The following is a 25,600-nucleotide window of genomic DNA, read 5'->3' as shown; positions in this document are numbered from 1 at the left end:
AGGCGTCACAGAGAGGCGGCCCCATGGCACGGAAACAGATCCGCTGGCTCGTCCCGGCGCTGCTGGTGCTGGTCTGGCTGGCCGTCGGCGGAGGGCTGGGGCCATTCGCCGGCAAGCTCACCGAGGTGTCCACCAACGACCAGGCCGCCTTCCTGCCCCAGAGCGCGGAGTCGACACGCGTGCTGGAGGTTCAGGAGAGGTTCCGCGAAGGTGAGACGCAACCGCTCATCGTGGTGTGGACCGCGGACGGCAAGGCCGTCACCTCCGAGCAGAGCGCCGAGGCGACACGGAAGCTCGCCGCGCTGCGCGGCACGGAGGGCGTCGCCGGAACGCCCTCGCCCGCCATCGGATCGGAGGACGGCCAGGCGTTGCAGGGCGTGGTCCAGCTCAGCCCCGCCGTCGAGGACTCACTCGGGGAGGCCCTGGACCGGATCGGTTCGGCGGTGGCGGTCGACGGTCTACAGGCCCGGCTCGCCGGACCGGCGGCCACCCGGGCCGACCTGTCCGACGCCTTCGCCGGGATCGACGGCCTGCTGCTCGGGGTGGCGCTGGTCACCGTACTGGTCATCCTGCTGGCGGTGTACCGGAGCGTGCTGCTGCCGTTCGTCATCATCATCGGCGCGGTGTTCGCCCTGGGACTGGCCTGCGCCGTGGTGTACTTCCTGGCCGACCGCGACATCGTCCGGGTCGACGGCCAAGTGCAGGGCATCCTGTTCATCCTGGTCATCGGCGCGGCCACCGACTACGCGCTGCTGTTGACCGCCCGCTTCCGGGAGGAGCTGGCCGCGACCGGCGACCGCTTCGCCGCGGGCCGCGTCGCGCTGCGCCGCTCGTTCGAGCCGATCGTCGCCAGCGCCGCCACCGTGGCCCTGGGGCTGCTCGCGCTGCTGCTCAGCAGCCTGACCAACAACCGCGCGCTCGGCCCGGTGGGCGCCATCGGCATCGCGTGCGCCGCGCTCAGCGCGCTCACCTTCCTGCCCGCCGTCCTCGTCCTGCTGGGCCGCGCCGCGCTGTGGCCGGCCAAGCCGCGCCCGGCCGACGCAGGGAACCGCGGGATCTGGGGCCGGGTGGCCGCGCTGGTCGGCCGTCATCCGCGCCGGCTGTGGATCGCGACCCTGCTGCCCCTCGTCGTCCTGGCCCTCTTCTCGCCGCGCTTCAACGCCCGGGGCGTCCCGCTGGACGAGACCTTCGTGAACGACGCGCCGTCGGTGGCGGCGCAGGCGACGCTGAGCGAACACTTCCCCGGCGGCTCGGGGCAGCCCGCGGTCATCGTCGCCCCCGCCGGGCGCGCCGCGGCCGTGGCGGAGAAGGCCCGCGGCGTCGAGGGCGTCTCCGGCGCCGAACCGGTGTCCCGGAGCGGCCGGCCGGGCGGTGACCCCAAGGTCGTCGACGGGCGCGTCCTGGTCGAGGCGACGCTGCGCGACGCGCCGGACGGCGACGCCGCCCAGGGCACGGTGAAGCGGCTGCGCGCCGCGCTCGACGCCGAGGACGGCGTCATGGTCGGCGGGTACAGCGCCCAGCGGTACGACACGACGGAGACCGCGCGGAGCGACACGCTGCTCATCGTCCCGGTCGTCCTGGCGATCATCCTGCTCATCCTGGTCTTCCTGCTGCGGTCGCTGGTGACGCCCGTGCTCCTGGTGGTCACGGTGGCGCTGAACTTCCTCGCCACCCTCGGCGTCTCCACGCTGGTCTTCACGCACATTCTCGGGTTCACCGGCAGCGACGCGTCGGTGCCGCTGTACGGCTTCGTCTTCCTGGTCGCGCTGGGCGTGGACTACAACATCTTCCTCATGTCCAGGGTGCGCGAGGAGACCGCGCGCCACGGGGCCCGGGAGGGCGTGCTGCGCGGGCTGGTCACCACCGGCGGTGTGATCACCTCGGCGGGCGTCGTGCTCGCCGCCACCTTCGCCGCGCTGGTGGTGATCCCGCTGGCGTTCCTGGCGCAGCTGGCCTTCATCGTCGCCTTCGGCGTACTGCTCGACACCCTGGTGGTACGGTCCCTGCTGGTCCCGGCGCTGGTGCGGGACCTGGGCCCGCGGGCCTGGTGGCCCGGCCGCCTGAGCCGGGCCGAGGTACGGCCGGCGTCCCCGGAACCGGCGAGAGCATGAAGCTCAACGGCGCCTCGCACTTCTTCCCGCAGACCCCGAACACCACGATGGCCAAGTACATGATCTCGTGGATGAAGCGCTTCATCGACGACGACACCCGCTACCGAAATGCGGGCCAGTGCTCCGGCCTTCAGGCCGGGGGTGAAGGCCCGCGCGGGAGTGCCCGCCAGGGCGCGAGCGTGTCCTGACCTTCCTGGTCTTGCAGCTCGGCCCACCAGGCGTGGGGCACCAGGACGGCGAAGGGCCGGCCGCCCGCGCTGGACTCCAAGCTGCCCGCGTTCTCGGCGGCCTGGCAGGGGAGGACGTCAAGAGCAGTTCCCGTGCCCGGCCCCCCGGAGCCTGTCGATCGAGGAGTACCGCGACACCTGCCCGCACGCCTGAGCGGCGAACGACCCCGCGCCGGCGGCCACCACTGTGGCCGCCGGCGCTTCCGTGGGCGCGGCGGTCAGAGCCGCCTGACCGCCCACTCCTTCAGCACTGAGGCGAGGACGGCGTTCGGCGGCTTCTCCGTGCCCGCACGAACGCGTCCCATGAACCTGCTCACCACCGCCCGTTCGCAGTGGGAGCGCGGTAGGGCGGAGCGGCTCCGTACGCCACGACTTGAGGAGTTCCCCCACTGGCCCGTCCACAGTCCTTTCGCCCGTACGCACTACGGCCGTGGCCTCCTGGGCGGCCTCCGCGAAGGTGCGGAGAAAGGCAGGCCCGAGAGCAGAGGGCAAGGCGGAAGGCAGGGCCGAGGGCAGGACGGAAGAGGCAACCAGGCTGATCCTGCTGGTGATGGCCGCCCGCGGCCTCACCGTACCGGACGACGTTCATACCCGGATCACCTCCTGAACCGACCTCACCCGCCTGGAGTCCTGGGCGATTCACTCGGTGACCACTCAGACTCCGCATGAACCGTTCGACGCGGTGAGCCAGAAGAACCACTGACGGGCGTTCGCCGGAGAGCCCGGCCCGGCGAACCATCGACCGAGCGACCACGCCAACCGCGACAGGGCGAATCAAATCTCTGTTGGCGGCAGAGCAAGCATTGATCGTTGGGCATACCATACCGTATGGTACGCCCAGCGATCTCTTCCGAGGAGAGACATGTCCGCATTGCCCGACCCCGTCTGGCCGGTCGTCCTTCTGGCGTTCATTCAGGCCGGGGACGCCGTCATGTGCGTCAAGCCCGTCCCGTTCATCGCCCGATGCCTTGAGGGCGTGAACTGGCCGCGACGTCACTGGTGGATACTGCCGCCGCTGAAGTTCGCCGCGGCGGCCGGTCTGATCCTCGGCATCTGGCTGCCGTATCTCGGCGCCGTCACCTGTGCCGCCCTCGTGCTCTACTTCGTCGTCGCCATCACGATCCACATCGCGGCCCGGGACTTCGGCCGCAACCTCTTCCTCAACGCCACCGGCATGCTGCTGATCTGCGTCGCCACCGGCGTCCACGGCTTCCTGACATGACGCTCGTGAGCGCCTCGGCGGGCACGGGCCGTTCCATACCCTGTGGTACGTTCGCCGGGTGAGCACGGCACGAGACCGGTGGCTGGACGAGGGCCTGAAAGTCCTCGCGGAAGAGGGTGCGGCAGGGATTCGGATCGACCGGATCGCCGCCCGGCTCAACCTGTCGAAGGGGTCGTTCCACCATCACTTCGACGGCGCCGACGGGTACAAGAAAGAGCTTCTCGCCCACTTCGAGCGCCTTTCGGTTGAAGCGCTGGAAAACGCCATCTCCGAGGTGGGCGAATCGGCCGGTCCCCGTACGGTCCTCGCGCGGCTGACGAAGCTCGTCGGCTCCGACGACACCGGCCTCTACCGGCCCGAGGTCGAGACCGCGCTGCGGGCGTGGGCGACCTGGGACGCGGACGTGCGCGCCGTACAGACCCGCCTCGACGAGGCGCGACTGGCCGCGCTCCAGCGGGTGTGGCGCCCGGCCGCCGCCGGTGACGAGGAGGCCCGTACCGCGGCCCTTCTGCCCTACCTGCTCGCGGTCGGCGCGACCGTCGTCTTCCCTCCCGTCGGCCCCGACCGGCTCCGCGACCTCTACGAGCTTCTCCTGCCCCTCGTCCCGGACGATTCCGGCGAAGCGGTCCCCGCGTAATCGTCACCACGATCTCCGTACCGGCCGAAAGTGTCGGTGCGGCTGGTTAGGTTCCCCGCCATGGATCACTGGGGCGAGATCAGGAAGCTGATCGAGAGACGGCAGGCCGACCGGCTCGCGGAGAAGGTCAGGACACTGGACGGCGAGGGCCGCAAGGAGGTCGCCGCCCGGCTGCCGGAGCTGCTGAAGGAGTTGCGGGGCCGGTTCGACCGCTGGGACGACGGCCTGGTCGACTATGGCCCCGCGCTGCGGGTGACGGGTGCCGCGACCATCGGCGGCGCGGCGGCCGTGGCGGCCTGGCTGTACCGGCGCGACTTCGCGCCGCGGTGGGCCGGCCTCGACAACGACGTGGATCTCGTCCTGGCGGTGCTCGCCGACCGGCCCGCCGCCTGGCGTGCCGACCTGGCCGAGCGGCTCGTGCTGCGCCTGCGCGCCTCCGACGACCGCGGCATGGCACTCGCCCTGGCCCTGCTCCGCCAGACCGGCATCGAGCCGCCGCCGCATGACCCGCTGGTGGCCGGCTGGGCGGACCGCGTCCCCTCGGATCTCGGTGCCGACCCGCTGCTCGACCACCTGCTGCCCCGCCTGTTCGAGGCCGCGGGCGTGGGCCGGGTGCTCCAGTGGGAGAAGGATCCGCGCCAGGGCTGGCTGGGCGCGCTGACGACCCTCGCGGACGCGGGCCGGGTGAAGCGCGAGGAGCTGATCGACGGCTGCGTGCGCCGCTTCCTGCTCGGTGGTACGGCGATCGATCTGCGGTTCTTCGTCCGCCTGCACGAGGCGCTCGATCCCTCGCCCGCCGAGACGGCGCCCCGCGCCCGTGACTACCTGTGCCTGCTGCCCGCCTCCCCCGGTCCGGTCGCCGAGCTGGCCGCCGGACGGCTGCGCGCCTGCGACGGCCTCACCGCCGACGACCTCGCCGAGGCGTGGGAGTCGCTGCTGTTCCGCCCCGAGCGCAAGCTGGTGCGCGCCGGGCTGTCATGGCTCGACCGCTCCGTACGGCGCGCACCCGCGCTGGCCGATGTGGTCGCCGCGCCACTGGCCCGCGCGTTCGCCACCGACTTCGCCGAGCTCCGGGAGAAGGCCGTCGAGTTGGCCCTCGCCCACGCGGGCGGCATGAGCGAGGAGGGTCGCGCCATCGTGGGCGAGGCCGTCGAGCTGCTCCCGCCCCACCTCGGGCACCGGGCCGCCGCGGTGTTCGCGGGCGGCACGGTCGCCGAGGCCGAACCCGCGTTCACCCCGCCGCCGCTGCCCGCCGCGCCCGAACGCTCCCGGGCCCTCGAACCCCCGGTCGAGTCCGTCGAGGAGCTCGACCTGCTGATGCGGCAGGAGGGGCCGCATTCCTGGCAGGCCTGGGAGCGGTCGCTCGCCGGCCTCGTCGCGCTCACCCACCGCGACCGGGTGGGCACGGCGGCGGCGATGCTCTCCGGACTGCGCGAAACGCTCGCCCAGCCGTGGGCCGACTGGGACTACCGGCGGGAGCCCTGGGAGCATGCCGACCAGTGGCTCCGAGGCGCCGTCCGCTCCCTGACCGCGACCGCGCCCACCCCGCACGCCTGGCGGCGTTTCATGCCGAAGGGGAACCTCGCCGCCCCGCACCGGCTCCTGCTGCACCGCGCGGCCGAGGTCCTGCGGGCCGTCGAGGAGGACGCCCTCCCGCCGCTGCTGCTGGCCACGCCCACGCACACCACGGGGCACGTGGCGGCGGCCGAGCTGGTCCGGCGGCTGGAGGTCATCGAGGCCGCCGGGGCCAAGCCGCTGGCCGCCGACCTCCAGCAGGCGCTGCTGCGCCTGCCGCGCACCCCGGATCCCGAGGCGGCGGAGCGGGCGGCCCGCCTGACGTCCGCGGCGGGCCGGATCCTCGCCGCGTGGACCTGCCCGCAGGTCGGGACCGAGCTGGAGTGGATCTGCGGGAACGGCGGCGACGGCGACCACGACTGGCACGACCGGAGCCACTCCCACTACATACGTCTGGTGCCCACGGCCACCGCCGTACCCGTCGGCCTGCCGCTGGTCGACATGATGCTCGGCGTCCCCAGGCACTCGGCCGACGCCGAGCACCTCGAATGGTGGCCCTCGACGCTGCCCGCGCACCGCGAGGTCGCCGCCGCCCACCTCATGCCGTACGCGCTCAGACGCTCCTGGAACGACCCCTCCCTCAGGCTGGGGCAGATCCGCCATCTCGCGCGAGCCGAGGGGCCGGCCGGAGCGGCGTTCTCGACGATGCTCGCCTGTGTCCTGGGCGAACCGGGGACACCCGAGTCGGTCGACGTGCTGCTGGAGGTCGCCGCGCGCGACGAGCTGCCCGCGGCCGAGGTCGGCCGCCAGGTGGGGCTCCTGCTGGCCAGCGGCGAGGTCAGGATGATCGACATGGTCGCCGCGCTCGACGCCGCGGCCGGGCGGGGCGCCCACGCGCACGTGTGGCGGATCGCCGCCGCGGCACTGCCCACGCTGCTGCCCGCGCCGGGCGAGCGCCCGCGCAACGGCCTGGCCCGCTTCGTAACACTCGCCGCCACGGCCGCCGAGTGGTGCGGCGCCCGTGGTGAGATCCCCGAGGTGCGCGACACGGCGGCCCGCAAGGGGAACAGCGAGTGGCTCCGCGAGGTCCGCCGGCTGCACGACCGGCTCACCGGCGGCGCACCCGGGACGGCGGACACGAACAGCGTCGGCACCGGCACCGGCACCGGCACCGGCACCGGCCAGGAAGGTTGATCATGATGTCCGAGCGGATCAAGAGGAACAAGAACTGGCGCTCCCGGAACGACGAGGCCCACGCCAGGCGGATGGAGATCGGCGATCTCGCCCGTGCCGCCGCCGCACCGGGCTGGTCGCGGCTGGCCGTACGCCATGCCCAGGTCGGTTCGCACGCGGTGACCACCGTCACCCGCGACGGCCACGAGATCACCGTCGAGGGCGCGGCGGAGCCGTTCCAGGGCATGGAGGAGCCGTTCCGGTGCCTGCGCGAGCTGTCCTACCAGGTCGGCGCCGGCACCTGGTTCACCTGTGAGCTGGAGTTCTCCCCCGGTGGCAGGGGGTACACCGGCCGCGTCGACTCCTCCGCGCCGCCGTTCGCGGACGTGCCGCCGATGGCGGCGCTGGCGGAGCTGACCGTCTTCCCCCGCGAGGAGCCGCCCGGCTGGCTGCTGGCCGCGCTGCCGACCGCGGCTCCCCTCGGCCTGCCCACCGCGTACGGCGACCGCTACGACCGGTGGCGCGGCCATTCCGGTGACCGCCGGCCGCAGACTCCGCCGCCGATCACCGGGGAGCTGGCCTACCGGCCGGCCACGACCATGACCGCCCGCGCCTTCGGTCATGACCAGGAACACAGCCGATGCCTGATCTACCTGGCGGAACAGGCCGACGACCCCGGTGCCGAGCACCTTCTGGTGACGTCCTACCAGGAGGGTTACTGGGTGGCCCGCCAAGACATGCGCGGCACCAACGAGGGGGTGCGCTCCATCACGCTGGACGACACGACGCTCCGGCTGGAGCTGACGCTTGAGGCGGCCGACCTGCTGGAGACCGAGACCGTCTTCGAGGTCCGTCTCGACCTGCCGCCCGAGACGCTCGGCGAGCTGCGCACCGTCCTGCCCGGCATGCTGCGGTCCGTCGCCCAGGCGCCGGAGCTGATCGGCTTCTGATCCGTGGCGACGCTTCCGGCCTGATCTCCTGGCCTGGCGCTCCGTCACCGCCGGAAGAGGGACGGAGCCGTCGTCCGTGCGGTCCCGTCGGTGGCCGCCGTACCGTCTCGCCGGCGGCCGGACAGGATGAGCAGCCCGGTGACGCAAAGCGTGCCGGTCACGATGACGAGTTGCACACCGTAGGCGATGTCCCTGGTGGGCAGCAGCATGTTGGCGAGGTGCGAGCCGGTGTGCACGCCGACCGCCGCCCACAGCGCCCCGGTACGGGCCCGCGCGGCCGCGCAGGCGAAGCCGAGCGCGGTCGCCTGGACCACGCCCAGCAGCAGGTGCAGCGGGGCCCGCCAGGATCCCGTCAGACCCACGCCCCGCCACGGTTGTCGACCGAGACGGCGGATGAGGTAGACCAGTCCGAGCGAGGCCAGCGTGATGCCGATCATGCCGAGGGGCCGGTAGAGGACGTTGTCGCGGTCGAGGAGCAGCACCACGGGGGCGGTTCCGATGATCACCTGTGCGAGCATGGCGACGATGGTGATCAGGACGGCCCAGACGGGATGGGTGGGTCTCATGGACGGCCACGTTAGGGAGCGGGCCGCCGTCCGGCATCGGTCCGCGGGAGGAGCCTGCCATGACGTTCGTCATGGGTCTGTGGGGGGATCACACCGGCGCCGCGGGAAACTAGGGTCTTATCCGTGCCGCGTCGTCGGGTGCCCGGTGTCCCGGGCCGTCTTCCCAGGTCCAGCCGCGTGACGCCGGTCCACCGCCGCTGCTGAGCGTCGTGTTCTGGGTGGTGCTCGCCGCCACCGCGCTCGCCTACGCCGCACGCGTCGGCATGTCCTCTGGCCCCTCGATCGCGCGGATCGTGGTGTTCGGCGTCAACGTGGTGCTGGTGGACGCCCGGATGCCGAGGATGAACGGCGTCGAGCTCATCACCCTGCTGTCGGCCCGGTATCCGGCGGTGGCCTCGGTCGTGCTCAGCACGTTCGACGAAGATGACTACATCTTCGGCGCGTTGCGGGCCGGCGCCGTCGGCTACCTGCTCAAGGACTGCACGCCGGCGGAACTGGTCGACGCCATCCGGCGGGCCGCCCGCGGCGAGACGGTGCTGGCCTCCCCGGTGGCCGCCCGGCTGGTCGCCGAGATCCGCCGCCCCGCCACGCGGGCGCTGACCGATGCGCCGCCTGATCGGGAGGGATTGTCGGTCAGGGAGGCCCAGGTGGCCGGACTGATCTCGACCGGAGCCACGAACAGGCAGATCGCCGACCGGCTGCTCATCACCGAGGGCACGGTGAAGAACCACGTCACGAGCCTGCTCCGCAAATACGGCCTCCGTGACCGCACACAGCTCGCCCTGCACCTCCAGCGGACCCACCGGCCCTCACCGTGACGACCGGTTCCCACCGCCCGCGTGCCGTTGTGTTATGGGTCCGGGAAGAGAACCATCCCGGCGTCAACACCAGCCTCCGCCGTCCAGGGAAGAGGTCACGTCCACGTCGTAGTCGTCGCCGTACTTCTCCCCCATCTCGTCCAGGAACCACACCGAGAGCTCAACCTCCCTCCCGCCGACGGTCTTGGTGAAGCAGCCCACCCCTTCCCCGTCATCCTCCGGAGGGGGCGTCCACCCATCCCTGATCGCGGCGTCTCGGTAGAAGGACAGCACCTCGGCTCGCGGGCCCGAGGGACGGTAGGTCTGCCCGACGGTCGTGATCCGGTCGTCGTTGTCACAAGAGCTGCCGCGCCCCTTCAGCGGTGTCGCGTTCGCCGGATGAGCGTCGAGGACGCTGAGCGTGGCCAGGGAGGCGGCGAGCCGGTCATCGTCGGCGTTGCACCCATAGAACAACACCAGGAAAGCGATGGGAGCGACCAGAACAGCGCCGCCCCCCACGCAGATGGCCACGAGCACCGCGATCGTCGAGCGCTTCATGATCGGCAGCCTAGTGCAGTCGTACATTCACTCGGCAGGTACGCCGGAGCCGGCTCTGGATGCACCACACGGTCGTGACCTCACCCGCGGCCACTTCATCACGAGCCAATGGCAGGTCCCGGCTCGGTGTTCGACGACATGGAGTGTGAGGCCTCGCGAACCGCACGGACCCGTACCGGACCTGCGTCAACGCCCTCGCTCCTCGATCCGGCGGGGGCGTCGTCATGCCCTGGCGCGCCAAGAGAACCGAATTCACCTGCCAACCCGCACCGCAGGACAGACGTCTCACATTTGCCGCATATCTCACATGCTGAAGGATCCATCGGTGCGCTCTCTCTCCCTGGCTCTGGCCGCCGCCGCTTTGGCCGTGGCGTTCGTCCCCGTTGTTCCGGCGCAGGCCGCCGCGCTCCCCGCGGTCCAGTTCGTGAAGATCTACTACAACTCGCCCGGGTCACCGGACAACGGGGCGAACAGCAGCCTGAACGGCGAGTGGGCGCAGCTCAAGAACACCACCCGGAAGGCGATCGACCTCAAGGGGTGGACCCTCCGCGATAAGACGTCCGCGCCGGATCACGTCTACACGTTCGGCACGTTCACCCTCGGCGCCGGTAAGACGGTCACGGTGCGAACCGGCAAGGGTACGAACACCTCGACCACCCGCTACTGGGGTCGGTCCGGAGGGACGTTCGCTTACATCTGGAACCAGACCGCGGACACCGGATACATCCGCAACCCATCCGGAAAGCTCATCGACTCCTGCTCGTACAACAACTCTCGGGCCGCGTCGGTCAACTGCCTGTAGCCGTACAACGCGAGAGCCCTCGCCCGCCACGGGCGAGGGCTTTCCTCTGTTCGCCCTGGCGCGCATACCAACCTCTCGCGCCGTTGCGACGTCTCGTTCCGGGGACCGGGATCTGTGGGTGCCGATAACTCATCCGTGCAGGTCAAAGCGGCGACCATTGATCGCGTGCATCGAATTCGGGGGCTGTAAGCGCCATCCCCTGAAAACGTGGAGACCCCGTTATGCGGTGACGGCTTCTACGAAGCCTCGCCCCGGTGACGGCTCGCGCGGCCAGGGCTTGTTGCTCGTGGACGATCGGCGACAGCCTGTCGGCGGCACTGTGCCGCCGGCGGACGTCGTAGAGGTCGGCGATCCAGGATGGCGATCTTCAGCCGGCCCCGGCTCGCGTGCGGAAACGGATGCCCAAGGCAACGTCTGGACCAGCTACTTCGACGAGTCGAGCTACTGGTTCCCCAACCCGGACGGCACCCGCTCCTACGGTTTCATGATCGGTCTGGCGCGCTGGAACAACGACGGCGGCCCGCCCTGGATGGCGCCGTCCCACACTCCAGGTGTCGTCTGGTGCGACTGCCATGCGCTGAATGTCGGCCGCGACGTGGTCCACGCGTGCCCCTACACCGACTTTCCACTGATCGAGATCGACGCTGACGGCGTCCGGAGCATCACACCGAATCCCGTCACGCGATGCAGCGGCTTGGCCGTCTCCGGCGCTGAGCTTGCCTTCCTCGATCAGCACCGAGTGAACGGCGGATTCCGCTGGGAGATCCGCAGAGCCCGCCGACAGGGCGGAGCCGTCACCGAGACCGAACGCGAGCACCTGCTGCTCCCAGACGGGGTCACGTCCGGCGAAGTGGTGTATGAGCCGGCCTTCGCGTGATCCTGTTTCTACAGGTCAAGCGGTGAGTGTCTGCGGAATCGGATTGCGGGACGGTGTGTCGCCGGCAAACAGGTGCATCCGGCATTCGACGAGGATGTCCAGGCCCATGCAGCGGCGGGCCCCGGTCCACTCATCGTGCCCCCTCAAGGGTTCGATCCTCCCGAGTGAGGGTGCCGCCGCAGGTCAGGGGCAGGAAAGGCGGACGAGTCGGCCTGTAGGCCGGGTTTTGTCCTTCACTGACGTGAAGGGGCGACCATCCATCTAGGGCCGTCGTTGCCGGCGGCCTCAAGCGGTCTACCCGCGCGGCTCGGGCGGGCAGCCCTCGAACGTCGCGCGCGGAACGCTCCGGAGAGCGTCCCTTCTTGACCTTGCTCCAGGTGGGGTTTACCAAGCCGCCCACGTCGCCGTGGGCGCTGGTGGTCTCTTACACCACCGTTTCACCCTTACCCCTCCCGCGAGGGAGGGGCGGTCTGTTTTCTGTGGCACTGTCCCGCGGGTCACCCCGGGTCGGCGTTACCGACCACCCTGCCCTGTGGAGCCCGGACCTTCCTCGGCGGGCCCCGAAGGGACCCGACGCGGCCGCCCGGCCGGCTCGTCCGCCGTGTTGCAAGCTTATCGGCTCCCAACCGATCTCCAACCGGGCGACAAGTCGTCTCCGGTCGAATGTGGAGCGCGGGCGGCGCCGAGGAGGGAGCCGCCCGCGCTCCGGACGGACGTACGGCACATCACGGCCCCCAGCCTGTACGGACGTCCGGAGCGCAGGCTTCAAGGACGGACGGGCGTCCGGAGCGTGATCTCAGCGCGAACGGACGCCCGTCCGGTGGACGTCCGTGAACCGAAGGGTCTCAGCGGAGGTGGGAGGTGTCGTTGAACGCCTTCACCACCGCGGGCCCGTCGGCGTAGTACTCGATCAGGGACAGCGCGGCCAGGTCGAGGTGCATGCGGTACAGCGCGGAGGGGGGAGCCTCCAGCGCGAACCGCAGCAGCATCTTGATCGGCGTGACGTGGGAGACGGCGAGGACCGTCCTGCCCTCGTAGCGCTCGACGAGCCGGTCCCCGGTCGTCTGGACCCGCCGCGCCGCCGCCTCGAAACTCTCCCCGCCCGGCGGCGCGGCGGACGGGTCCGCCAGCCACGCGGCGAGCTCGTCCGGCCAGCGGCGCTGGATCTCGGTGAAGGTGTGGCCCTCCCAGTCGCCGAAGTCGACCTCCCTGAGCCCCTCCTCGACCTCGACCTCCAGCCCGAGCATGGCCGCGACGATCTCGGCGGTGGCGCGGGCGCGCTTGAGCGGCGAGCTGACCACCACCTGGATCCCGTACGGCGGGCGCGACAGCCTGGCGGCGGCGGCCTCGGCCTGGGCGATGCCGGCGGAGGTGAGCTCGGGGTCGCCGACGCCGGAGAAGCGGCGCTCGGCGGAGAACGGGGTCTCGCCGTGCCGGAGCAGCAGCAGCGAGGTCGCCACGGTGGTGGGCGGGCGCCAGCCGGTGCCGACGCCGGATCCGGTCGCCGCGGTCGTCTCGGGGTCCGTCCCGCTCGCCGGGCCGTACGGGGCCGGCGCCACGGTCTCTTCCTCACCGATGAGGTCGAGCAGGGAGTCCTGGACGGTGGCCGGGGCCGCGGAAGCCGAGCCGGTCTCCCGGGAAGCGGTCTCACGGAACCCCGCGGCGGGCCCACCGGAGGCGGCCGGGCCGGCGGGGGCCGAACCGGCGGCCCGACCTGACGACGGCCCGGAGGCGGCCGGACCCCCGGGGGCCGGAGCGGGGGCCGGGGCGGCGGGCGACGCGCCGGCGAGGCGCCACGGGCGGCCCTTGGCCGCCGCGTCCATGGCCTCGTTCGCCAGCCGGTCGGCGTCCTTGTTCTTCTCCCGGGGGATCCACCGCCAGGTGACCCGCAGCCGCCGGGCCAGCCCGGCGGCCTCCGAGGCGAGCGGCCGCAGCCCCTCGTTCTTGATCTTCCAGCGGCCGGCCATCTGCTCGATGACCAGCTTGGAGTCCATCCGGACCTCGACTGCGGCGCCGTCGCCGGCGATGGCCAGGAGCGACCGCAGGCCGGCGATCAGCCCGCGGTACTCGGCGACGTTGTTGGTCTGGGTGCCGATCGCCTCGGCGGTCTCGGCCAGCACCTGGCCGTCCGAGGCGTCCTTGACGACGGCGCCGTATCCGGCGGGGCCCGGGTTGCCCCGGGAACCGCCGTCGGCCTCGACGACGAAGGAGGTCACAGGCCCGACTCGGGGGTGCGGACCAGGATGCGGCGGCACTCCTCGCAGCGGAGGACCTCGTCGTGGGAGGCGGCCTTGATGCGGTTGATCTCCGCGATGGACAGGCTGGTGCGGCAGCCCAGGCAGCGGGTGCCCTGCAGCATGGCGGCGCCCACCCCGAACTGCTCGCGCAGCTTCTCGTAGAGGGCGAGCAGGTCGGCGGGGATCTCGGCGACGACGGTGCCGCGCTTGCCCTTGACCTCGGTGTTCTCCTTGTCGATCTCGGCGAAGGCGGCGTCCCGGCGGTCCTCGGCGTCGGCGCGCAGCCCGGCGAGCCGGTCGCGCTCGGCGGCGAGCTTGGTGACCTGCTCGTCGGCGGCCTCCCGGCGCTCCATGATCTCCAGGACGACCTCCTCCAGGTCGCTCTGACGGCGGTTCAGGGAGACGATCTCGGACTGGAGGCTCGCGAGGTCCTTCGGCGAGGTCACCTGGCCGGAGTCGAGGCGCTTCTGGTCGCGCTCGGCGCGGACGCGGACCGAGTCGACGTCGGACTCGGCCTTGGTCTGCTCGCGGGCGAGGTCACCGGCCTCGGTCTCGGCGGCGATGACCTGCGTGGCGAGCCGGGCCACGCGGGCCGACAGGTCGTCGATCTCGGCCAGCTCGGGCAGGGTGCGGCGGCGATGGGCCAGCCGGTCGATGACGGAGTCGAGTTCGGCCAGGTCGAGCAGGCGCTTCTGCGCCGCCGGGGCTGCTTTCACTTCAGATCCTCGCACTCTGCTGTTGTCGTCCAGGCGTCCGTGACCGTCTCGGATACGCGCGTCTCAACAGTATTCCCCTTCGCGGCCAGTCCGGATGCCAGGCGGCGCGCCGCGTCGGCGAGCCAGGGCCACTCGGTGGCCCAGTGGGCCGCGTCGATCAGCGCCGGTCCCCCGGGCTCCTCGGTGAACTCGCTGGCCGGGTGGTGCCGCAGGTCGGCGGTGAGGAAGACGTCCACCCCGGCGGCGCGGGCCGCGCCGAGGAGGGAGTCGCCGGCGCCGCCGCTCACCGCGACGCGCCGTACCTCGCGGTCGGGGTCTCCGGAGATCCGCAGGCCGCCGGCGGTGGCGGGCAGGCCCCGCGCCGCCTGCCGGGCGAACTCGCGCAGGGTGACGGGGGCGGGCGGCGATCCGATCCGGCCGAGGCCGCGGCGGGGGTCGTCGGCGGCGGGGACCAGCGGGGTGAGCGGGCCGGTGAGGCCGACGGCGCGGGCCAGCGCGTCGGAGACGCCCGGGTCGGCGACGTCGGCGTTGGTGTGCGCGGCGAACAGGGCGATGTCGTTCCTGATCAGCGTGTGGACCAGGCGGCCCTTGAAGGTGGTGGCCGCCACGCTGGTGGTGCCGCGCAGGTAGAGGGGGTGGTGGGTGACGATCAGGTCGGCGCCCCAGGCGAGCGCCTCCTCGGCCACGACCGGCACCGGGTCCACGGCGAACAGGATCCGCCGCACCGGCGCGGCGGGGTCTCCGCAGACGAGCCCGACCGCGTCCCAGGACTCGGCCCAGCGGGGGTCGTAGGTCGATTCGAGCTCGTCGACGACGTCAGCAAGGGTAGGCACGTGCGCAGACTACCGGGCGGGCCCGGGACGGCCTTTACTTCGCCGCCCGGTTTGCAGGACGCTGATCTCCAGCGGGGGACGGCCCCGCCGGGGTCCTCCCGGCGGGCGGGCATGGGCATCCGGAAGGGCTGGCGCATGGGGCCGACTGTCGCGATCATCGGGGCCGGGTTCGCCGGCCTGTGCATGGCCATCCGGCTGCGGGAGGCCGGTATCCGCTCGTTCACGGTCTTCGAGCGGGGGCCCGGCGTCGGGGGCACCTGGCGGGACAACACCTACCCGGGGGCCGGGTGCGACGTCCCCTCGCACCTGTACTCCTTCTCCTTCGAGAGGTATTCGAGCTGGACCCGCCGCTACCCCGGGCAGCCGGAGATCCTCGCCTACCTGGAGATGTGCGCCGACAGGTACGGCGTGCGCCCGCACGTCCGGCTGAACACCGAGGTCACGGCCGCCGTCTACGACGAGTCGCTGGGCCGCTGGCGGGTGCGGACCTCCGCCGGGGAGGAACCGTTCGACGTGGTGGTGTCGGCGGTGGGGCAGCTCAGCCGTCCCCGCCTGCCGGACATCCCGGGCATGGACGACTTCCGGGGCGCCTCCTTCCACTCCGCCCGCTGGGACCACTCGGTGGATCTGACCGGGCGGCGGGTCGCGGTGATCGGAAGCGGGTCGTCGGCGGCGCAGCTCATCCCGCCGGTGGCCGAGGCCGCGGCGCACCTGGACGTCTTCCAGCGCACCCCCAACTGGGTGGTCCCCAAGCCCGACGGCGTCTTCGCCCCCGCCGCCCGGACCGCCCTGCACCGGGTGCCGTTCCTGCAGCGCGGCTACCGGGAGTGGCTCTATCGCTATACCGAGGGCGTCCTCCACCCGGCCCTGTCCGGCGGGTGGAGCGCCGGGCTGGTGCGCGAGCGGGCCCTGGCCCACCTGCGCGCGCGGGTCCCGGACCCGGCGCTGCGGGCGAGGCTGACCCCGGACTACCCGGTCGGCTGCCGGCGGATCGTCATCGACAGCGGGTTCTACCCCGCGCTGACGCGGCCGGACGTGGACGTCGTCACCGAGCCGATCGTCCGCGTCACGCCGGGCGGCGTGGAGACGACCGGTGGGCTCCGCGAGTCCGACGTGATCGTCTACGCGACCGGCTTCGACGCCACCGGCTTCCTGTCGCCCGTCGAGGTGGTCGGCCGCGGCGGGCGCCGCCTGACCGAGGAGTGGCGGGACGGTGCCGAAGCGTACCTCGGCATCGCGGTGCCGCGCTTCCCGAACCTGTTCCTGCTGTACGGTCCCAACACCAACCTGGGCCACACCTCGATCGTCTTCATGATCGAATGCCAGGTCCGGTACGTCATGGGCTGCCTGCCGTACCTGGTGGAGCGGGGGCCGATGGAGGTGGGGCCCGCGGCGATGGACGCCTGGCGGCGGCGCCTCGCGGAGGCCATGGGCTCGATGGTGTGGCAGGCGGGCTGCACGAGCTGGTACAAGGACGCGGCGGGCCGGATCACCACCAACTGGCCCGGCCCGACCACCCTCTACCGGCGGCTCACCAGGGCGCCCCGGCCGTCGGCGTTCCGCTTCGCCCGCTGACGGCCGTACGGCCCCGCGCCGCGGATGACGGGCCTTCCGAAGCCGGACCGGGCCCTCCTCCCGCGGTCCCGGGGTGGCCGCCGGGCCGTACGCGGTGGGCCGTGCGGGCGAGGAGGGCCGGTTGCCGGTAACGTCGCGGGAACCGAACCGCAACCCCGTGTGAGAAGGGCCCGCCCGTGTCCGTTGACCTCCACCGCGCCGCCGTGGTCGCCGACACCCACAACGACCTGCTGATGGCCGTCACCGCCCGGCCGCCGAAGCAGTGGGCGGCGTTCTTCCGTGAGCGCTGGCTGCCCCAGCTCCGCGAGGGCGGGGTGAACGTGCAGGTGCTGCCGGTCTTCGTGGACGACGGGTTCCGGCCCGAGGGCGCGCTCCGGCAGACGCTGCGCATGATCGAGTGCGCGCATGTCCTCGCCGAGGGCAACGCCGACGCGGTACGGCTGTGCGCCGACGGCGCCCAGATCGACGCCGCGCTCGCCGAGGACCGGATCGCCCTGGTGCTGGCGCTGGAGAGCGCCCCCGGTCTGGACGCGAACGTCGAGCTGCTGTCCACCGTGCACCGGCTGGGCGTGCGGGTCGCCTCGATCGCGCACGTGGGCCGTACGGCGCTGGCCGACGGCAGCGGTGAGGACGCCACCGGCAGCCGGCTCACCGCGGCCGGGGTGGAGGCCGTCCGGGAGATGGAGCGGCTGGGCATGATCTTCGACATCTCGCACCTGAGCGCCTCCGGGGTCGCGCACGTGCTGGAGCTGGCCACCCGGCCGGTGATGGCGACCCACTCCGCGGCGCGGGCACTGCGCGACCATCACCGCAACCTCACCGACGACCAGATCCGCGGCGTGGCCGCGACGGGCGGCGTGGTGTGCGTCAACTTCCTGGCCGCCTTCCTGGCGGAGGACCCTGCCGACCACACGATGGACCGGCTGGTGGACCACATCGAGCACGTGGTGAGCGTCGGCGGGCTCGACCACGTGGGTCTGGGCCCCGACTTCATGCGGGAGGTCATGACCGACCTCACGCCGCCGTGCTGCGAGGGGTTCGGTTACAGCGGCGTGGACGCCTGGGCGGCCGTCCCGGGGCTGGCCGGGCCGAGCGGCCTGCCGCTGGTCACCGACGCGCTGCTCAAGCACGGGTTCTCCGACGAGGAGGTCGTCAAGATCGTCGGCGGTAACGTCCTGCGGCTGTTCCGCGAGGAGCTGGGCCGCCCGGCCTGATCCCGGGAGATCCCGGGATCAGGCCGGGCGGGTCCGGAAGGCGGCCCGCCCGGTCCCGAGACGGTCCCGCGCTCTCAGGACCCGGCTCGTACAGGACCCCGCTCGGACAGGACCCCGCTCAGGCGGGACCCGTCGCGGGTCCGGGGGCGCGGTCCGTGAGGTAGTCCTCGCGCAGCCGGGAGCGGGAGAGCTTGCCGGTGGGGGTGCGCGGCAGCTCGTCGCGGAACTCGAAGATCCTGGGGTGCTTGAAACGGGCCAGGCGCGGGCCGAGGTGGTCCAGCAGTTCCTCCGGGGAGGGCCGGGCGCCCGGCGCGGGCTGGACGAGCGCGGCGACGCGGTGGCCCCACTCTTCGTCGGGCACGCCGATCACCGCGACGTCGGCGACCGCCGGGTGCTCCAGCAGCGCGGCCTCGACCTCCGCCGGGTAGATGTTCACCCCGCCGGAGACGATCAGGTCGGTACGGCGGTCGCACAGGAACAGGTAGCCGTCCTTGTCCAGGAAGCCGATGTCGCCGGGCGCGTACCACTCGCCGCGCATGCCGGCGGCGGTCTTGGCCGGGTCCTTGCGGTAGGCGAAGCGGCCGAGGCCCGACTTGACGTAGATCATGCCGGGTTCCCCCGGCGGCAGTTCCTCGCCGTCGGGGCCGAGGATCCTCGCCTCGAACCCGGGGACGGGGCGGCCGACCGTGCCGGGGCGTTCCAGCCATTCGTGCGGCTTCACGGCGAAGGCGATGGTCGCCTCGGTGGAGCCGTAGTACTCGTAGAGGACCGGGCCCCACCAGTCCATGACGGCCTTCTTGACCGCCACCGGGCAGGCCGCGCCGGTGTGCATCACCTGCCGCAGCGACGACAGGTCGTAGGAGCGACGGGCCTCCTCGGGCAGCCGCAGCATCCGGTGGAACATCGTCGGCACCATCATGGAGTTGGTCACCCGGTGGCGGTCCACCAGCTCCAGCACCCCGGCCGGGTCGAAGCCGGGGGCGATCACCAGGGTGTGGCCCAGGTGCAGGGCGAACATGGTGTGCGCGCACGGCGCGGAGTGGTACATCGGCGAGGTCACCAGGTGGGTCCCGTCGCCCGGCCGCAGGTCGCAGACCTCGCCGAGGAACCAGGTGACGGCCGGGACGGCGGCCTCCGGCTCGGCGCCGGACAGCCGCCGCTGGACGCCCTTGGGGAAGCCGGTGGTGCCGGAGGTGTACCACATGACCGATCCGGCGGTCCGGTCCGCGGGGTCGGTCACCGGCTGCCCGGCCGCCAGTGCGGCGGCGCCGGGCAGCGCTCCCGCCACGGGGCGGCCCGGTCCGGCGACCACGACCCGGGCGTCGCAGTCGGCGAGGATGTAGGCGATCTCCGCGTCCGTCAGGTGCCAGTTGACCGGCACGTAGTACAGGCCGATCTGGCCGGTGGCCATCAGCATGACCACCTGGTCCAGGCCGTTGGGCAGCACCCCGGCGACCACGTCGCCCCGGGTGAGGCCGCGGGCGCGCAGGCCGTGCGAGACCTGGTTCACCCGGGCGAGCAGTTCGCCGTACGAGGTGGTCGTGCCGTCGGCGTCGATCACCGCGCGGCGTCCCGGGTCGGCGCGCGCGATCCGGTAGAAGCCGGGGAGCGCGGTGATGTCGGGCATGGGTCCTCCCGGTGCCGTCGGCCGGTGGGACGCGGACGGAGCCCCGGCGTACGGCGAGCGCCCCTCTTGTCCCGTTCGTAGTAGAGATGCGCACGGTGGTGTCCGGCGAAACCGGAAAGGCGGGACGGGGAGCGGCTAGGGTTCCGATGTGGCACGGGGATTCGGGCGTCTGCGGCGTGACGACCTGCTCCGCGCGGCCTGCGGTGTGATCGCCGCCCGGGGGTTCGGGCACACGCGTACGGCCGACATCGCGCGGGCCGCGGGGGTCAGCCAGGCGCTGCTGTTCTACCACTTCGAGACGAGGGAGAAGATGCTCGCGCAGGCCCTCGCCTACGCGGCCGAGCGCGACCTCGCGGCCCTGGAGCGGATGGAGGCGTCGGGCGGCTCACCGCCGGAGCGGCTGCGCGCCCTGCTCGCCCTCTACTCCCCCGGCGGCCGGCCCACCTCGTGGACGCTGTGGATCGACGCCCGCGCCGAGTCGGTGCGCGACGCCGACCTGGAGGCGATCTGCCGGGAGACCGGCCTGCGCTGGCGGCGGGCGCTGCGCTCGGTCGTCGACGAGGGGGTCGGGACCGGCGCCTTCGACTGCGCCGATCCCGACGGCGCGGTCTGGCGGATCATCGCGCTCGTCGACGGCCTGGCCGCCCAGGTGACCGCGCATCGGCGACTGCTGACCCGGGCCCGGCTGGCAGAGCTCGTCCGCGCGTCCGCCGAACTGGAGCTGGGTCTGCCGCGTGGCGCGCTGTGCTGAGCCGTCCGCCGGGCCACCACCGCCCGCCCGGCGACCGCCGTCCGCCGGGCCACCACCGTCCTCCGGGTGACCGCCGCCCGCCGGGTGGTCGCTTCCCGCCAGGTGACCGCCGTCCGCCGCGTGACCACCGTCCACCGGGCAGCACGACCATGAGCATGGCCAGGGCGATGAGCCCGCCGCCGACCAGGAAGGTGCCGGTGAGCGGCTCGCCGTACGCCGCGACGGCCAGGGCGGTGACCCAGAGCGGCTGGGCCGACAGGATCACCGCGGCGGGCACCGGCGGCACGTGGAGCTGCCCGAAGGAGCGGGCCAGGAAGCCCAGGGCGCAGGCGACGACCGACAGGTGGCCCAGGACCGCCCAGTCGGCCGGGGTGGCGGGCAGGGTGAGGCCGTCCGGCACGGCGAGGATGCCGGTCATGAGCGCGATGGTGCCGAGCTGGATCACCGCGATCGGGTAGGCGTCGCGGCGGGCGTCGGCGTAGCCGCCCAGCACCAGCGTGTGCGCCGCGTACAGCACGGCCGACAGCAGCGTGACGGCCAGCGCGGGCAGTGAGACGTCGCCGCCCTCGGCCTCCTTCAGCAGCGTGAAGGCCGCCATCGCGGCCGTCGCGAGCGCCACCGCGACCCAGGTGCGGCCGGTGATCCGGGCGCCGGTCAGGATCAGTCCGAGGATGGGGGTGATCACCACGTAGGAGCCGACGGCGAAGCCCGAGACCGAGGAGGGCAGGTCGTGCAGGGCGACCGCCTGGGCGGTCTGGCCGACGCCGAACAGCAGGCCGAGCAGGGCTCCGGTCAGCCACGTCCGCTCCGGCAGCCTCCGCAGGCAGCCGGGGCGGATCGCGACGAGGACGAGCGTGGCGATGCCGTACCGCTCGGTGAGCAGGTCGGCCACGGGCACGCGGGTGATGAGGTCCTTCATCAGCGGAAAGGCCGAGCCCCAGGCCGCGCTGACGAACAACAGGAAAACGGTTCCCAGGAGGGGACGGGGAGCGGACACCGCTGTCATACCCGGAAGGATTCCATCACGCTCGGCGACAAGGACGTCACCGGGTGAATCGGAGTGGCCCGAATACTCCTCTGAGGAAGGCCGTTCTACCGGTGTGAGACACCTGGCACCCCAGACTGAGGTTTTTGGAGGGTTACGGGTGTTCCGTCCGCTTGCCGGGTAGGGCCCGGAGGGCGCCGGGAGACGGCCGGAGACGCTGGGAGGCTGGTTCATGAAGACGGCGATCGTGACCGGGGGCGCCTCCGGCATCGGGCTGGCCCTCGCCCGCGAGCTGCGCGGGCACGGCGTCCACGTGGTGGTCGCCGACTCGGACGGCGAGGGAGCCGGGCGTGCCGCCGCCGAGCTGGGCTGCGCCGGGGCGGCGCTGGACGTCACCGACGCGGACGCGGTCCGGGACCTGGTGGCGAAGGTCCGGGCCGGCCACGGCCGGCTGGACTTCATGTTCAACAACGCCGGGATCGCGGTCGGCGGCGCCGCCGAGGAGTTCGGTCTCGACCACTGGAACCGCGTGATCGACGTGAACCTGCGCGGGGTGGTCCACGGCGTCCACGCCGCCTACCCGGTCATGATCGAGCAGGGGTTCGGCCGCATCGTCAACACCGCGTCCGTGGCGGGGGTGTTCCCCGCGCCGCTGATGCTGCCCTACACCACGGCCAAGCACGGGGTGGTCGGATTGTCGCTCGCGCTGCGGGCCGAGGCGGCGGCGCACGGGGTGAAGGTGCACGCGGTCTGCCCGGGTTTCACCGACACCCCGCTGTACGACCGCGTCAACCCGGGCCTGCCGCAGACCGCGGTCAGCGCGAACGCCCGGCGCTCGGCGGAGCTGGTGGCGCCCTTCCTCTACCCGGCGGAGACGCTGGCCCGCGACGTCATGCGGGGCATCGCCCGTGACCGGGCGCTCATCGTGGCCCCGGCGTCGGGCCGTACGGCCTGGCTCCTGACCCGGCTCTCGCCCGCGCTCGCGGTCCGGGCGGCCTCGCTCGGCGTCCGCCGCCTGCTGCGCGGCTGACGGCCGCCCGGTCCGTCGCCATGCGGCGCTCCTGCGATGCGACCGGGAATCGGCTGTTCCCTGTCACATCGGGTACCGCCTCAGCCGGCTTCGAGGGTTCGGGGCTCACGGGTTCGAGGGCCCCGCGGATTCACGGGGTCAGGGGGAGATACTCGAACCAGTCGAAGTCCGCCGGATTCCGGCCCGCCTCCGGTCCGCCCGCGGCGTACATGCCGATGTAGGCGCCGGTGAAGCCGCCCGCGACGGTCGTGCTGAGCACCCGCCCGTCCACCGCGCCGCCGAGGGGCAGCCACCGCCCGGGGGTCGTGGCGTAGCGCATCCGGTACTCCTGGCCCCTCGCCTCCACCCCGAGGAACAGCCTGCCGCCGGGCACCGGGGCGGCGGCGAGCACCTCGTCGGCGCCGGCGTGCCGGCGGACCACCTCCAGGCCGCGCGCCGACAGGACGTAGCGGATGTGGAAGTCGTCGTTCTGCACCAGCACCAGGCCCGCGCACCCGTCCCCGGCCGGGGTGAAGTCGAGGGCGGCGTGCGCGGCGAAGTCGCGGTGACACTGCCTGCGCGCCACCAGGCTCGGCGCGGCCCGCTCGGCGAGGGTCCGCGGGCCCGGCCACAGCCTCAGGTGGCCGGGCCGCTCGGTCAGGCTCCAGTACGGCTCGCGCGGGGTGCGCAGGTGGTTCCAGCACGGCGCGAGCCGTTCCGCGTCGAAGTTGTCGCAGGCGGGTTCGGCGGGCCAGCGGTGCTCGGGCAGGTCCGGCGCGGCCGCCGCGGGTTCGACCTGCTCGGCGAGCGGCCAGCCGTCCTCCCAGCGCACCCGGGTCAGGAAGGTCTCCCGGCCCAGGTTGTAGTGGTATCCGCCGTAGGGGCGCATCGCCAGCAGCACCATCCACCACTCGCCGGCGGCGGTCCGCACGAGGTCGCCGTGGCCGGTCCCGACGATCGGGTGGTCGAGGCCCAGGTGGCGGTGGGTGAGGATCGGGTTGCGGGGGTTGCCGCGGTACGGCCCTGCGACGTCGTCCGAGCGGGCGACGGTCACGGCGTGGTCGTGCGCGGTCCCGCCCTCGGCGATCAACAGGTGGTAGTACCCGTCGATCTTGTACAGGTGCGGGCCCTCGGCCCAGACGGCGTCCTTGAGCGCGCCGTCCCACAGCACGGTCTCCTCGCCGGTGAGGGTCATCGTGCCGAGGTCGAGCCGGCGCAGGAAGATCTCCGTGTGGCCGAGGTCGTTCGTGGGGCGGGTCGCGGTGACCCAGGCGGTCCCGTCGTCGTCGAAGAACAGCGACGGGTCGAAGGCCCGAGGCAGGTCCAGCGGGTACGGCTCGCTCCACGGGCCCGCCGGGTCCGTCGCGGTGACCACGAAGTTCTCCAGGCCGGCCTCCGGCGGCCCGTCGACCAGCGTCGTGATCATGTAGAAGACGCCCTCGTGGTGCCGGAGCGTCGGGGCGTAGATCCCGCCGCTGGGCTTGGTCCCGTCGAGCGGGAGCTGGGAGGGGCGGTCCAAGACGTGGCCCAGCGGCCGCCAGTGCACCAGGTCCCGGCTGTGGAACACCGGCACCCCGGGGAACCACTCGAAGCTCGACGTGACCAGGTAGTAGTCGTCGCCTACCCGGCAGATCGAGGGGTCGGGGTGGCAGCCGGGGAGGATCGGGTTGGCGAACGTCCTCCCCGCGGCCGCCGCGCCGGGGACGCCCTCCGTGCCCGGGACGCCCGCCGTGCCCTCCGTGCCCGGGACGCCCGCCGTCACCGGGCCGCCAGGTTGGCGGCGAGCAGTTCGAGCAGGGGTTCGCGGCGGGCGCAGGCCGGCAGCGCGAAGGAGTCTGCCAGCGCGATCAGCTCCTCGTCGGACAGGCCGCGGAACAGCGAGGCGTACTCCGGCAGCATGGCCTGGGCGATGAGGATGTGCCGGATGAGGTCGTCGGCCTGGTACCGGGCGCCCCACGGGTAGGGGTCCCAGCCGGGGAACTCGGTCTCCAGGAGCGCGTGCAGCGGCGCCAGGATGTCGGCGGACTCCTCCATGGTGGAGCCCCACCGGTCGGCGCCGAGCCGCGTCTTCTTCGCGATGAACGGCCCGAACCGCTCCATGTAGGGACCCGCGGCGTACACCAGCCCCTGGAGCCCGACGTCCTTGTAGGTCCACAGGGACCAGCCGGCCTCGTGGGCGTCGTAGATGTCGAGCTGGTCGCGCAGGATCTGGTACCGCTGCCCGTCCACGGCGGGGTCGCCGGTGTAGACGGGGCCGAACTCCCCCACCCACAGCGGCGTGCCGGTCTGGCGCTGGAAGGCGGTGCGCCGCTCGAAGGTCCGCTCCAGCTGCTCGCGGTCCACCCACTCTCCACGGGTGTGGCCGGGGTACGGCCCGCCGTGCGCGAACCCGGCCAGGGCGTAGTCGTGGCAGACGAAGACGGTGTTCTCGTAGACCTCGCGGAAGACGGAGAAGTCGGTGGAGTAGGTGTTGCCGTCGAGGAACAGCACGTGGCCGGGGTCGACCGCGCGGACGGCCTTGACCAGGCGGTCGTAGAACGGCCCGACGACCGTTCCCGTGGGATCGGCGGGCTCGTTGACCGGGTTGTAGCCGGCCACCCACCGGTGGTCGCGGTAGCGGTCGGCGATCACCTCCCACAGGTGCACCACCCGGTCCTGGAAGTGCCGGTGCCGCCAGAACGACGCGACGTGGGTGGGGTTGTCGGAGTGCCAGTGCTGGTTCTGCGCCCCGGGCAGCGCGTGCAGGTCGATGACGCTGTAGATGCCGTGCTCGCCGAGCAGGTCGACGACGCGGTCGAGGTGGCGGAATCCCCGCTCGGCGACCTCCATCGGGCGGTCGTCGGACTCCAGGTGGCGGTAGTTCACCGGGATGCGCACGCAGTTGACGCCGAGGGAGGCCAGCAGCGCGGCGTCGCCGGGACCGAAGAAGGAGGTCAGCAGCCGGTCGAAGAACAGCTCGGCCCGGTCCTCCCCCAGCGCCTCGCCCACCGCGCGGCGCATCTCCGACTCGGTGGAGGGGTAGCCGGTGATGAAGTTCTCCATGTTCAGCCAGCCCCCGAGGCCGACGCCGCGCAGCCGTACCGCGGCGCCCTCCGGGTCGACGAGCCGGGATCCGGAGACACGCAGGGTCATGGATTCTCCTTGTGCGACGGTCGCCGTCCGCCGAGCGGGCGCCGAAAGCGGTTCTTTGAAACTTTCATGTAGAAATTGAAGTTTTC

General features: G+C 72.6%; 20 protein-coding genes, 1 other RNA gene and 2 pseudogenes. 13 read left to right on the top strand and 10 right to left on the bottom strand.

The window, feature by feature from the left end:
- The first annotated feature begins 23 nt into the window (after positions 1-23).
- The 6 genes and pseudogenes from HDA43_RS27840 to HDA43_RS27815 all read left to right on the top strand — a co-directional run bounded on the left by HDA43_RS27840 (position 24) and on the right by HDA43_RS27815 (position 7,835).
- A complete protein-coding gene (locus HDA43_RS27840; protein ID WP_179826920.1) occupies positions 24-2,111 on the top strand; it encodes an MMPL family transporter in 2,088 nt (695 codons plus the stop codon).
- Positions 2,108-2,215 (top strand): annotated as a pseudogene (locus HDA43_RS27835) (poly(ethylene terephthalate) hydrolase family protein); the annotation flags it as partial. The gene HDA43_RS27840 and the pseudogene HDA43_RS27835, both read left to right, overlap by 4 nt.
- Before the next feature lie 985 nt (positions 2,216-3,200).
- Entirely contained in the window at positions 3,201-3,560 is a 360-nt protein-coding gene (locus HDA43_RS27830; RefSeq protein WP_179826918.1) for a DoxX family protein, read from the top strand.
- A gap of 58 nt (positions 3,561-3,618) precedes the next feature.
- Positions 3,619-4,197, top strand: coding sequence for a TetR family transcriptional regulator (locus tag HDA43_RS27825; RefSeq protein WP_179826916.1), 579 nt, complete (start codon positions 3,619-3,621; stop codon positions 4,195-4,197).
- 60 nt (positions 4,198-4,257) lie between these two features.
- Positions 4,258-6,906, top strand: a complete 2,649-nt coding sequence (locus HDA43_RS27820; protein ID WP_179826914.1) for a DUF7824 domain-containing protein — start codon at positions 4,258-4,260, stop codon at positions 6,904-6,906.
- Positions 6,907-6,911: 5 nt separating this feature from the next.
- Positions 6,912-7,835, top strand: a complete 924-nt coding sequence (locus tag HDA43_RS27815) for a hypothetical protein (protein ID WP_179826912.1) — start codon at positions 6,912-6,914, stop codon at positions 7,833-7,835.
- Between the two features lie 44 nt (positions 7,836-7,879).
- Here the strand turns inward: HDA43_RS27815 and HDA43_RS27810 are convergent, their stop codons facing one another.
- Positions 7,880-8,401, bottom strand: coding sequence for a CPBP family glutamic-type intramembrane protease (locus HDA43_RS27810; RefSeq protein WP_179826910.1), 522 nt, complete (start codon positions 8,399-8,401; stop codon positions 7,880-7,882).
- A 263-nt stretch (positions 8,402-8,664) separates the two neighbouring features.
- Here HDA43_RS27810 and HDA43_RS27805 point away from each other — a divergent pair, with 263 nt between their 5' ends.
- Positions 8,665-9,219 carry a LuxR C-terminal-related transcriptional regulator gene (locus HDA43_RS27805; protein ID WP_179828742.1) on the top strand — a complete coding sequence of 185 codons (555 nt, stop codon included), beginning with the start codon at positions 8,665-8,667 and terminating at the stop codon, positions 9,217-9,219.
- 63 nt (positions 9,220-9,282) lie between these two features.
- Here HDA43_RS27805 and HDA43_RS27800 read toward each other — a convergent pair whose 3' ends face one another.
- Positions 9,283-9,756, bottom strand: coding sequence for a hypothetical protein (locus HDA43_RS27800; protein ID WP_179826908.1), 474 nt, complete (start codon positions 9,754-9,756; stop codon positions 9,283-9,285).
- Positions 9,757-10,081: 325 nt separating this feature from the next.
- Here HDA43_RS27800 and HDA43_RS27795 point away from each other — a divergent pair, with 325 nt between their 5' ends.
- Complete coding sequence (locus tag HDA43_RS27795) at positions 10,082-10,558, top strand: lamin tail domain-containing protein (RefSeq protein WP_312873576.1); 477 nt, start codon at positions 10,082-10,084, stop codon at positions 10,556-10,558.
- A gap of 286 nt (positions 10,559-10,844) precedes the next feature.
- Positions 10,845-11,435 (top strand): hypothetical protein, encoded by a 591-nt coding sequence (locus tag HDA43_RS27790; RefSeq protein ID WP_179826904.1) that lies wholly within the window; start codon positions 10,845-10,847, stop codon positions 11,433-11,435.
- Positions 11,436-11,634: 199 nt separating this feature from the next.
- Here HDA43_RS27790 and rnpB read toward each other — a convergent pair.
- The 4 genes from rnpB to HDA43_RS27770 form a co-directional block, all read right to left on the bottom strand.
- Positions 11,635-12,030: RNase P RNA component class A (gene rnpB, locus HDA43_RS27785), an RNA gene on the bottom strand.
- A gap of 250 nt (positions 12,031-12,280) precedes the next feature.
- Positions 12,281-13,651, bottom strand: a complete 1,371-nt coding sequence (locus HDA43_RS27780) for a bifunctional RNase H/acid phosphatase (RefSeq protein ID WP_179826902.1) — start codon at positions 13,649-13,651, stop codon at positions 12,281-12,283.
- Positions 13,648-14,388 (bottom strand): zinc ribbon domain-containing protein, encoded by a 741-nt coding sequence (locus HDA43_RS27775; protein WP_179826901.1) that lies wholly within the window; start codon positions 14,386-14,388, stop codon positions 13,648-13,650. Before HDA43_RS27775 ends, HDA43_RS27780 begins: the two co-directional genes overlap by 4 nt.
- Entirely contained in the window at positions 14,385-15,221 is an 837-nt protein-coding gene (locus tag HDA43_RS27770; protein WP_179826898.1) for a Nif3-like dinuclear metal center hexameric protein, read from the bottom strand. Before HDA43_RS27770 ends, HDA43_RS27775 begins: the two co-directional genes overlap by 4 nt.
- 135 nt (positions 15,222-15,356) lie before the next feature.
- On the opposite strand from HDA43_RS27770, the gene HDA43_RS27765 reads away from it, so the two are divergent.
- Positions 15,357-16,796 (top strand): flavin-containing monooxygenase, encoded by a 1,440-nt coding sequence (locus HDA43_RS27765; RefSeq protein ID WP_179826890.1) that lies wholly within the window; start codon positions 15,357-15,359, stop codon positions 16,794-16,796.
- A 176-nt stretch (positions 16,797-16,972) separates the two neighbouring features.
- Complete coding sequence (locus tag HDA43_RS27760) at positions 16,973-18,010, top strand: dipeptidase (RefSeq protein WP_179826889.1); 1,038 nt, start codon at positions 16,973-16,975, stop codon at positions 18,008-18,010.
- 118 nt (positions 18,011-18,128) lie between these two features.
- Here HDA43_RS27760 and HDA43_RS27755 read toward each other — a convergent pair whose 3' ends face one another.
- The gene (locus HDA43_RS27755; RefSeq protein WP_179826888.1) at positions 18,129-19,637 is read right to left on the bottom strand and encodes an AMP-binding protein; all 1,509 of its coding nucleotides are present in this window, start codon (positions 19,635-19,637) and stop codon (positions 18,129-18,131) included.
- Positions 19,638-19,785: 148 nt separating this feature from the next.
- On the opposite strand from HDA43_RS27755, the gene HDA43_RS35475 reads away from it, so the two are divergent.
- Entirely contained in the window at positions 19,786-20,388 is a 603-nt protein-coding gene (locus tag HDA43_RS35475) for a TetR/AcrR family transcriptional regulator (RefSeq protein WP_312873575.1), read from the top strand.
- Positions 20,389-20,542: 154 nt separating this feature from the next.
- On the opposite strand, the pseudogene HDA43_RS35470 reads toward HDA43_RS35475, so the two are convergent.
- Positions 20,543-21,394 (bottom strand): annotated as a pseudogene (locus tag HDA43_RS35470) (DMT family transporter); the annotation flags it as partial.
- Positions 21,395-21,605: 211 nt separating this feature from the next.
- Between HDA43_RS35470 and HDA43_RS27745 the strand changes: the two are divergent.
- Positions 21,606-22,403 carry an SDR family NAD(P)-dependent oxidoreductase gene (locus HDA43_RS27745; protein ID WP_179826886.1) on the top strand — a complete coding sequence of 266 codons (798 nt, stop codon included), beginning with the start codon at positions 21,606-21,608 and terminating at the stop codon, positions 22,401-22,403.
- Between the two features lie 130 nt (positions 22,404-22,533).
- Here HDA43_RS27745 and HDA43_RS27740 read toward each other — a convergent pair whose 3' ends face one another.
- Complete coding sequence (locus HDA43_RS27740) at positions 22,534-24,144, bottom strand: glycoside hydrolase family 43 protein (protein WP_179826885.1); 1,611 nt, start codon at positions 24,142-24,144, stop codon at positions 22,534-22,536.
- Positions 24,141-25,514 (bottom strand): glycoside hydrolase family 5 protein, encoded by a 1,374-nt coding sequence (locus HDA43_RS27735; RefSeq protein WP_179826884.1) that lies wholly within the window; start codon positions 25,512-25,514, stop codon positions 24,141-24,143. The genes HDA43_RS27740 and HDA43_RS27735 overlap by 4 nt, the downstream gene beginning before the upstream one ends.
- Positions 25,515-25,600: the final 86 nt, after the last annotated feature.

The sequence above is a fragment of the Streptosporangium sandarakinum genome (assembly GCF_013409935.1).
GTDB classification, from domain to species: Bacteria; Actinomycetota; Actinomycetes; order Streptosporangiales; family Streptosporangiaceae; genus Streptosporangium; species Streptosporangium nondiastaticum.
Note: the sequence above shows the minus strand (reverse complement) of the source record. Positions and strands in the feature narration are given on the sequence as shown.

Excerpts from the sequence above, each read along its gene's own strand:
- HDA43_RS27840 (WP_179826920.1), top strand. The coding sequence starts at position 24 with ATGGCACGGAAACAGATCCGCTGGCTCGTCCCGGCGCTGCTGGTGCTG.
- HDA43_RS27830 (WP_179826918.1), top strand. The coding sequence starts at position 3,201 with ATGTCCGCATTGCCCGACCCCGTCTGGCCGGTCGTCCTTCTGGCGTTC.
- HDA43_RS27820 (WP_179826914.1), top strand. The coding sequence starts at position 4,258 with ATGGATCACTGGGGCGAGATCAGGAAGCTGATCGAGAGACGGCAGGCC.
- HDA43_RS27815 (WP_179826912.1), top strand. The coding sequence starts at position 6,912 with ATGTCCGAGCGGATCAAGAGGAACAAGAACTGGCGCTCCCGGAACGAC.
- HDA43_RS27810 (WP_179826910.1), bottom strand. The coding sequence starts at position 8,401 with ATGAGACCCACCCATCCCGTCTGGGCCGTCCTGATCACCATCGTCGCC.
- HDA43_RS27805 (WP_179828742.1), top strand. The coding sequence starts at position 8,665 with ATGTCCTCTGGCCCCTCGATCGCGCGGATCGTGGTGTTCGGCGTCAAC.
- HDA43_RS27800 (WP_179826908.1), bottom strand. The coding sequence starts at position 9,756 with ATGAAGCGCTCGACGATCGCGGTGCTCGTGGCCATCTGCGTGGGGGGC.
- HDA43_RS27765 (WP_179826890.1), top strand. The coding sequence starts at position 15,357 with ATGGGGCCGACTGTCGCGATCATCGGGGCCGGGTTCGCCGGCCTGTGC.
- HDA43_RS27755 (WP_179826888.1), bottom strand. The coding sequence starts at position 19,637 with ATGCCCGACATCACCGCGCTCCCCGGCTTCTACCGGATCGCGCGCGCC.
- HDA43_RS27745 (WP_179826886.1), top strand. The coding sequence starts at position 21,606 with ATGAAGACGGCGATCGTGACCGGGGGCGCCTCCGGCATCGGGCTGGCC.
- HDA43_RS27735 (WP_179826884.1), bottom strand. The coding sequence starts at position 25,514 with ATGACCCTGCGTGTCTCCGGATCCCGGCTCGTCGACCCGGAGGGCGCC.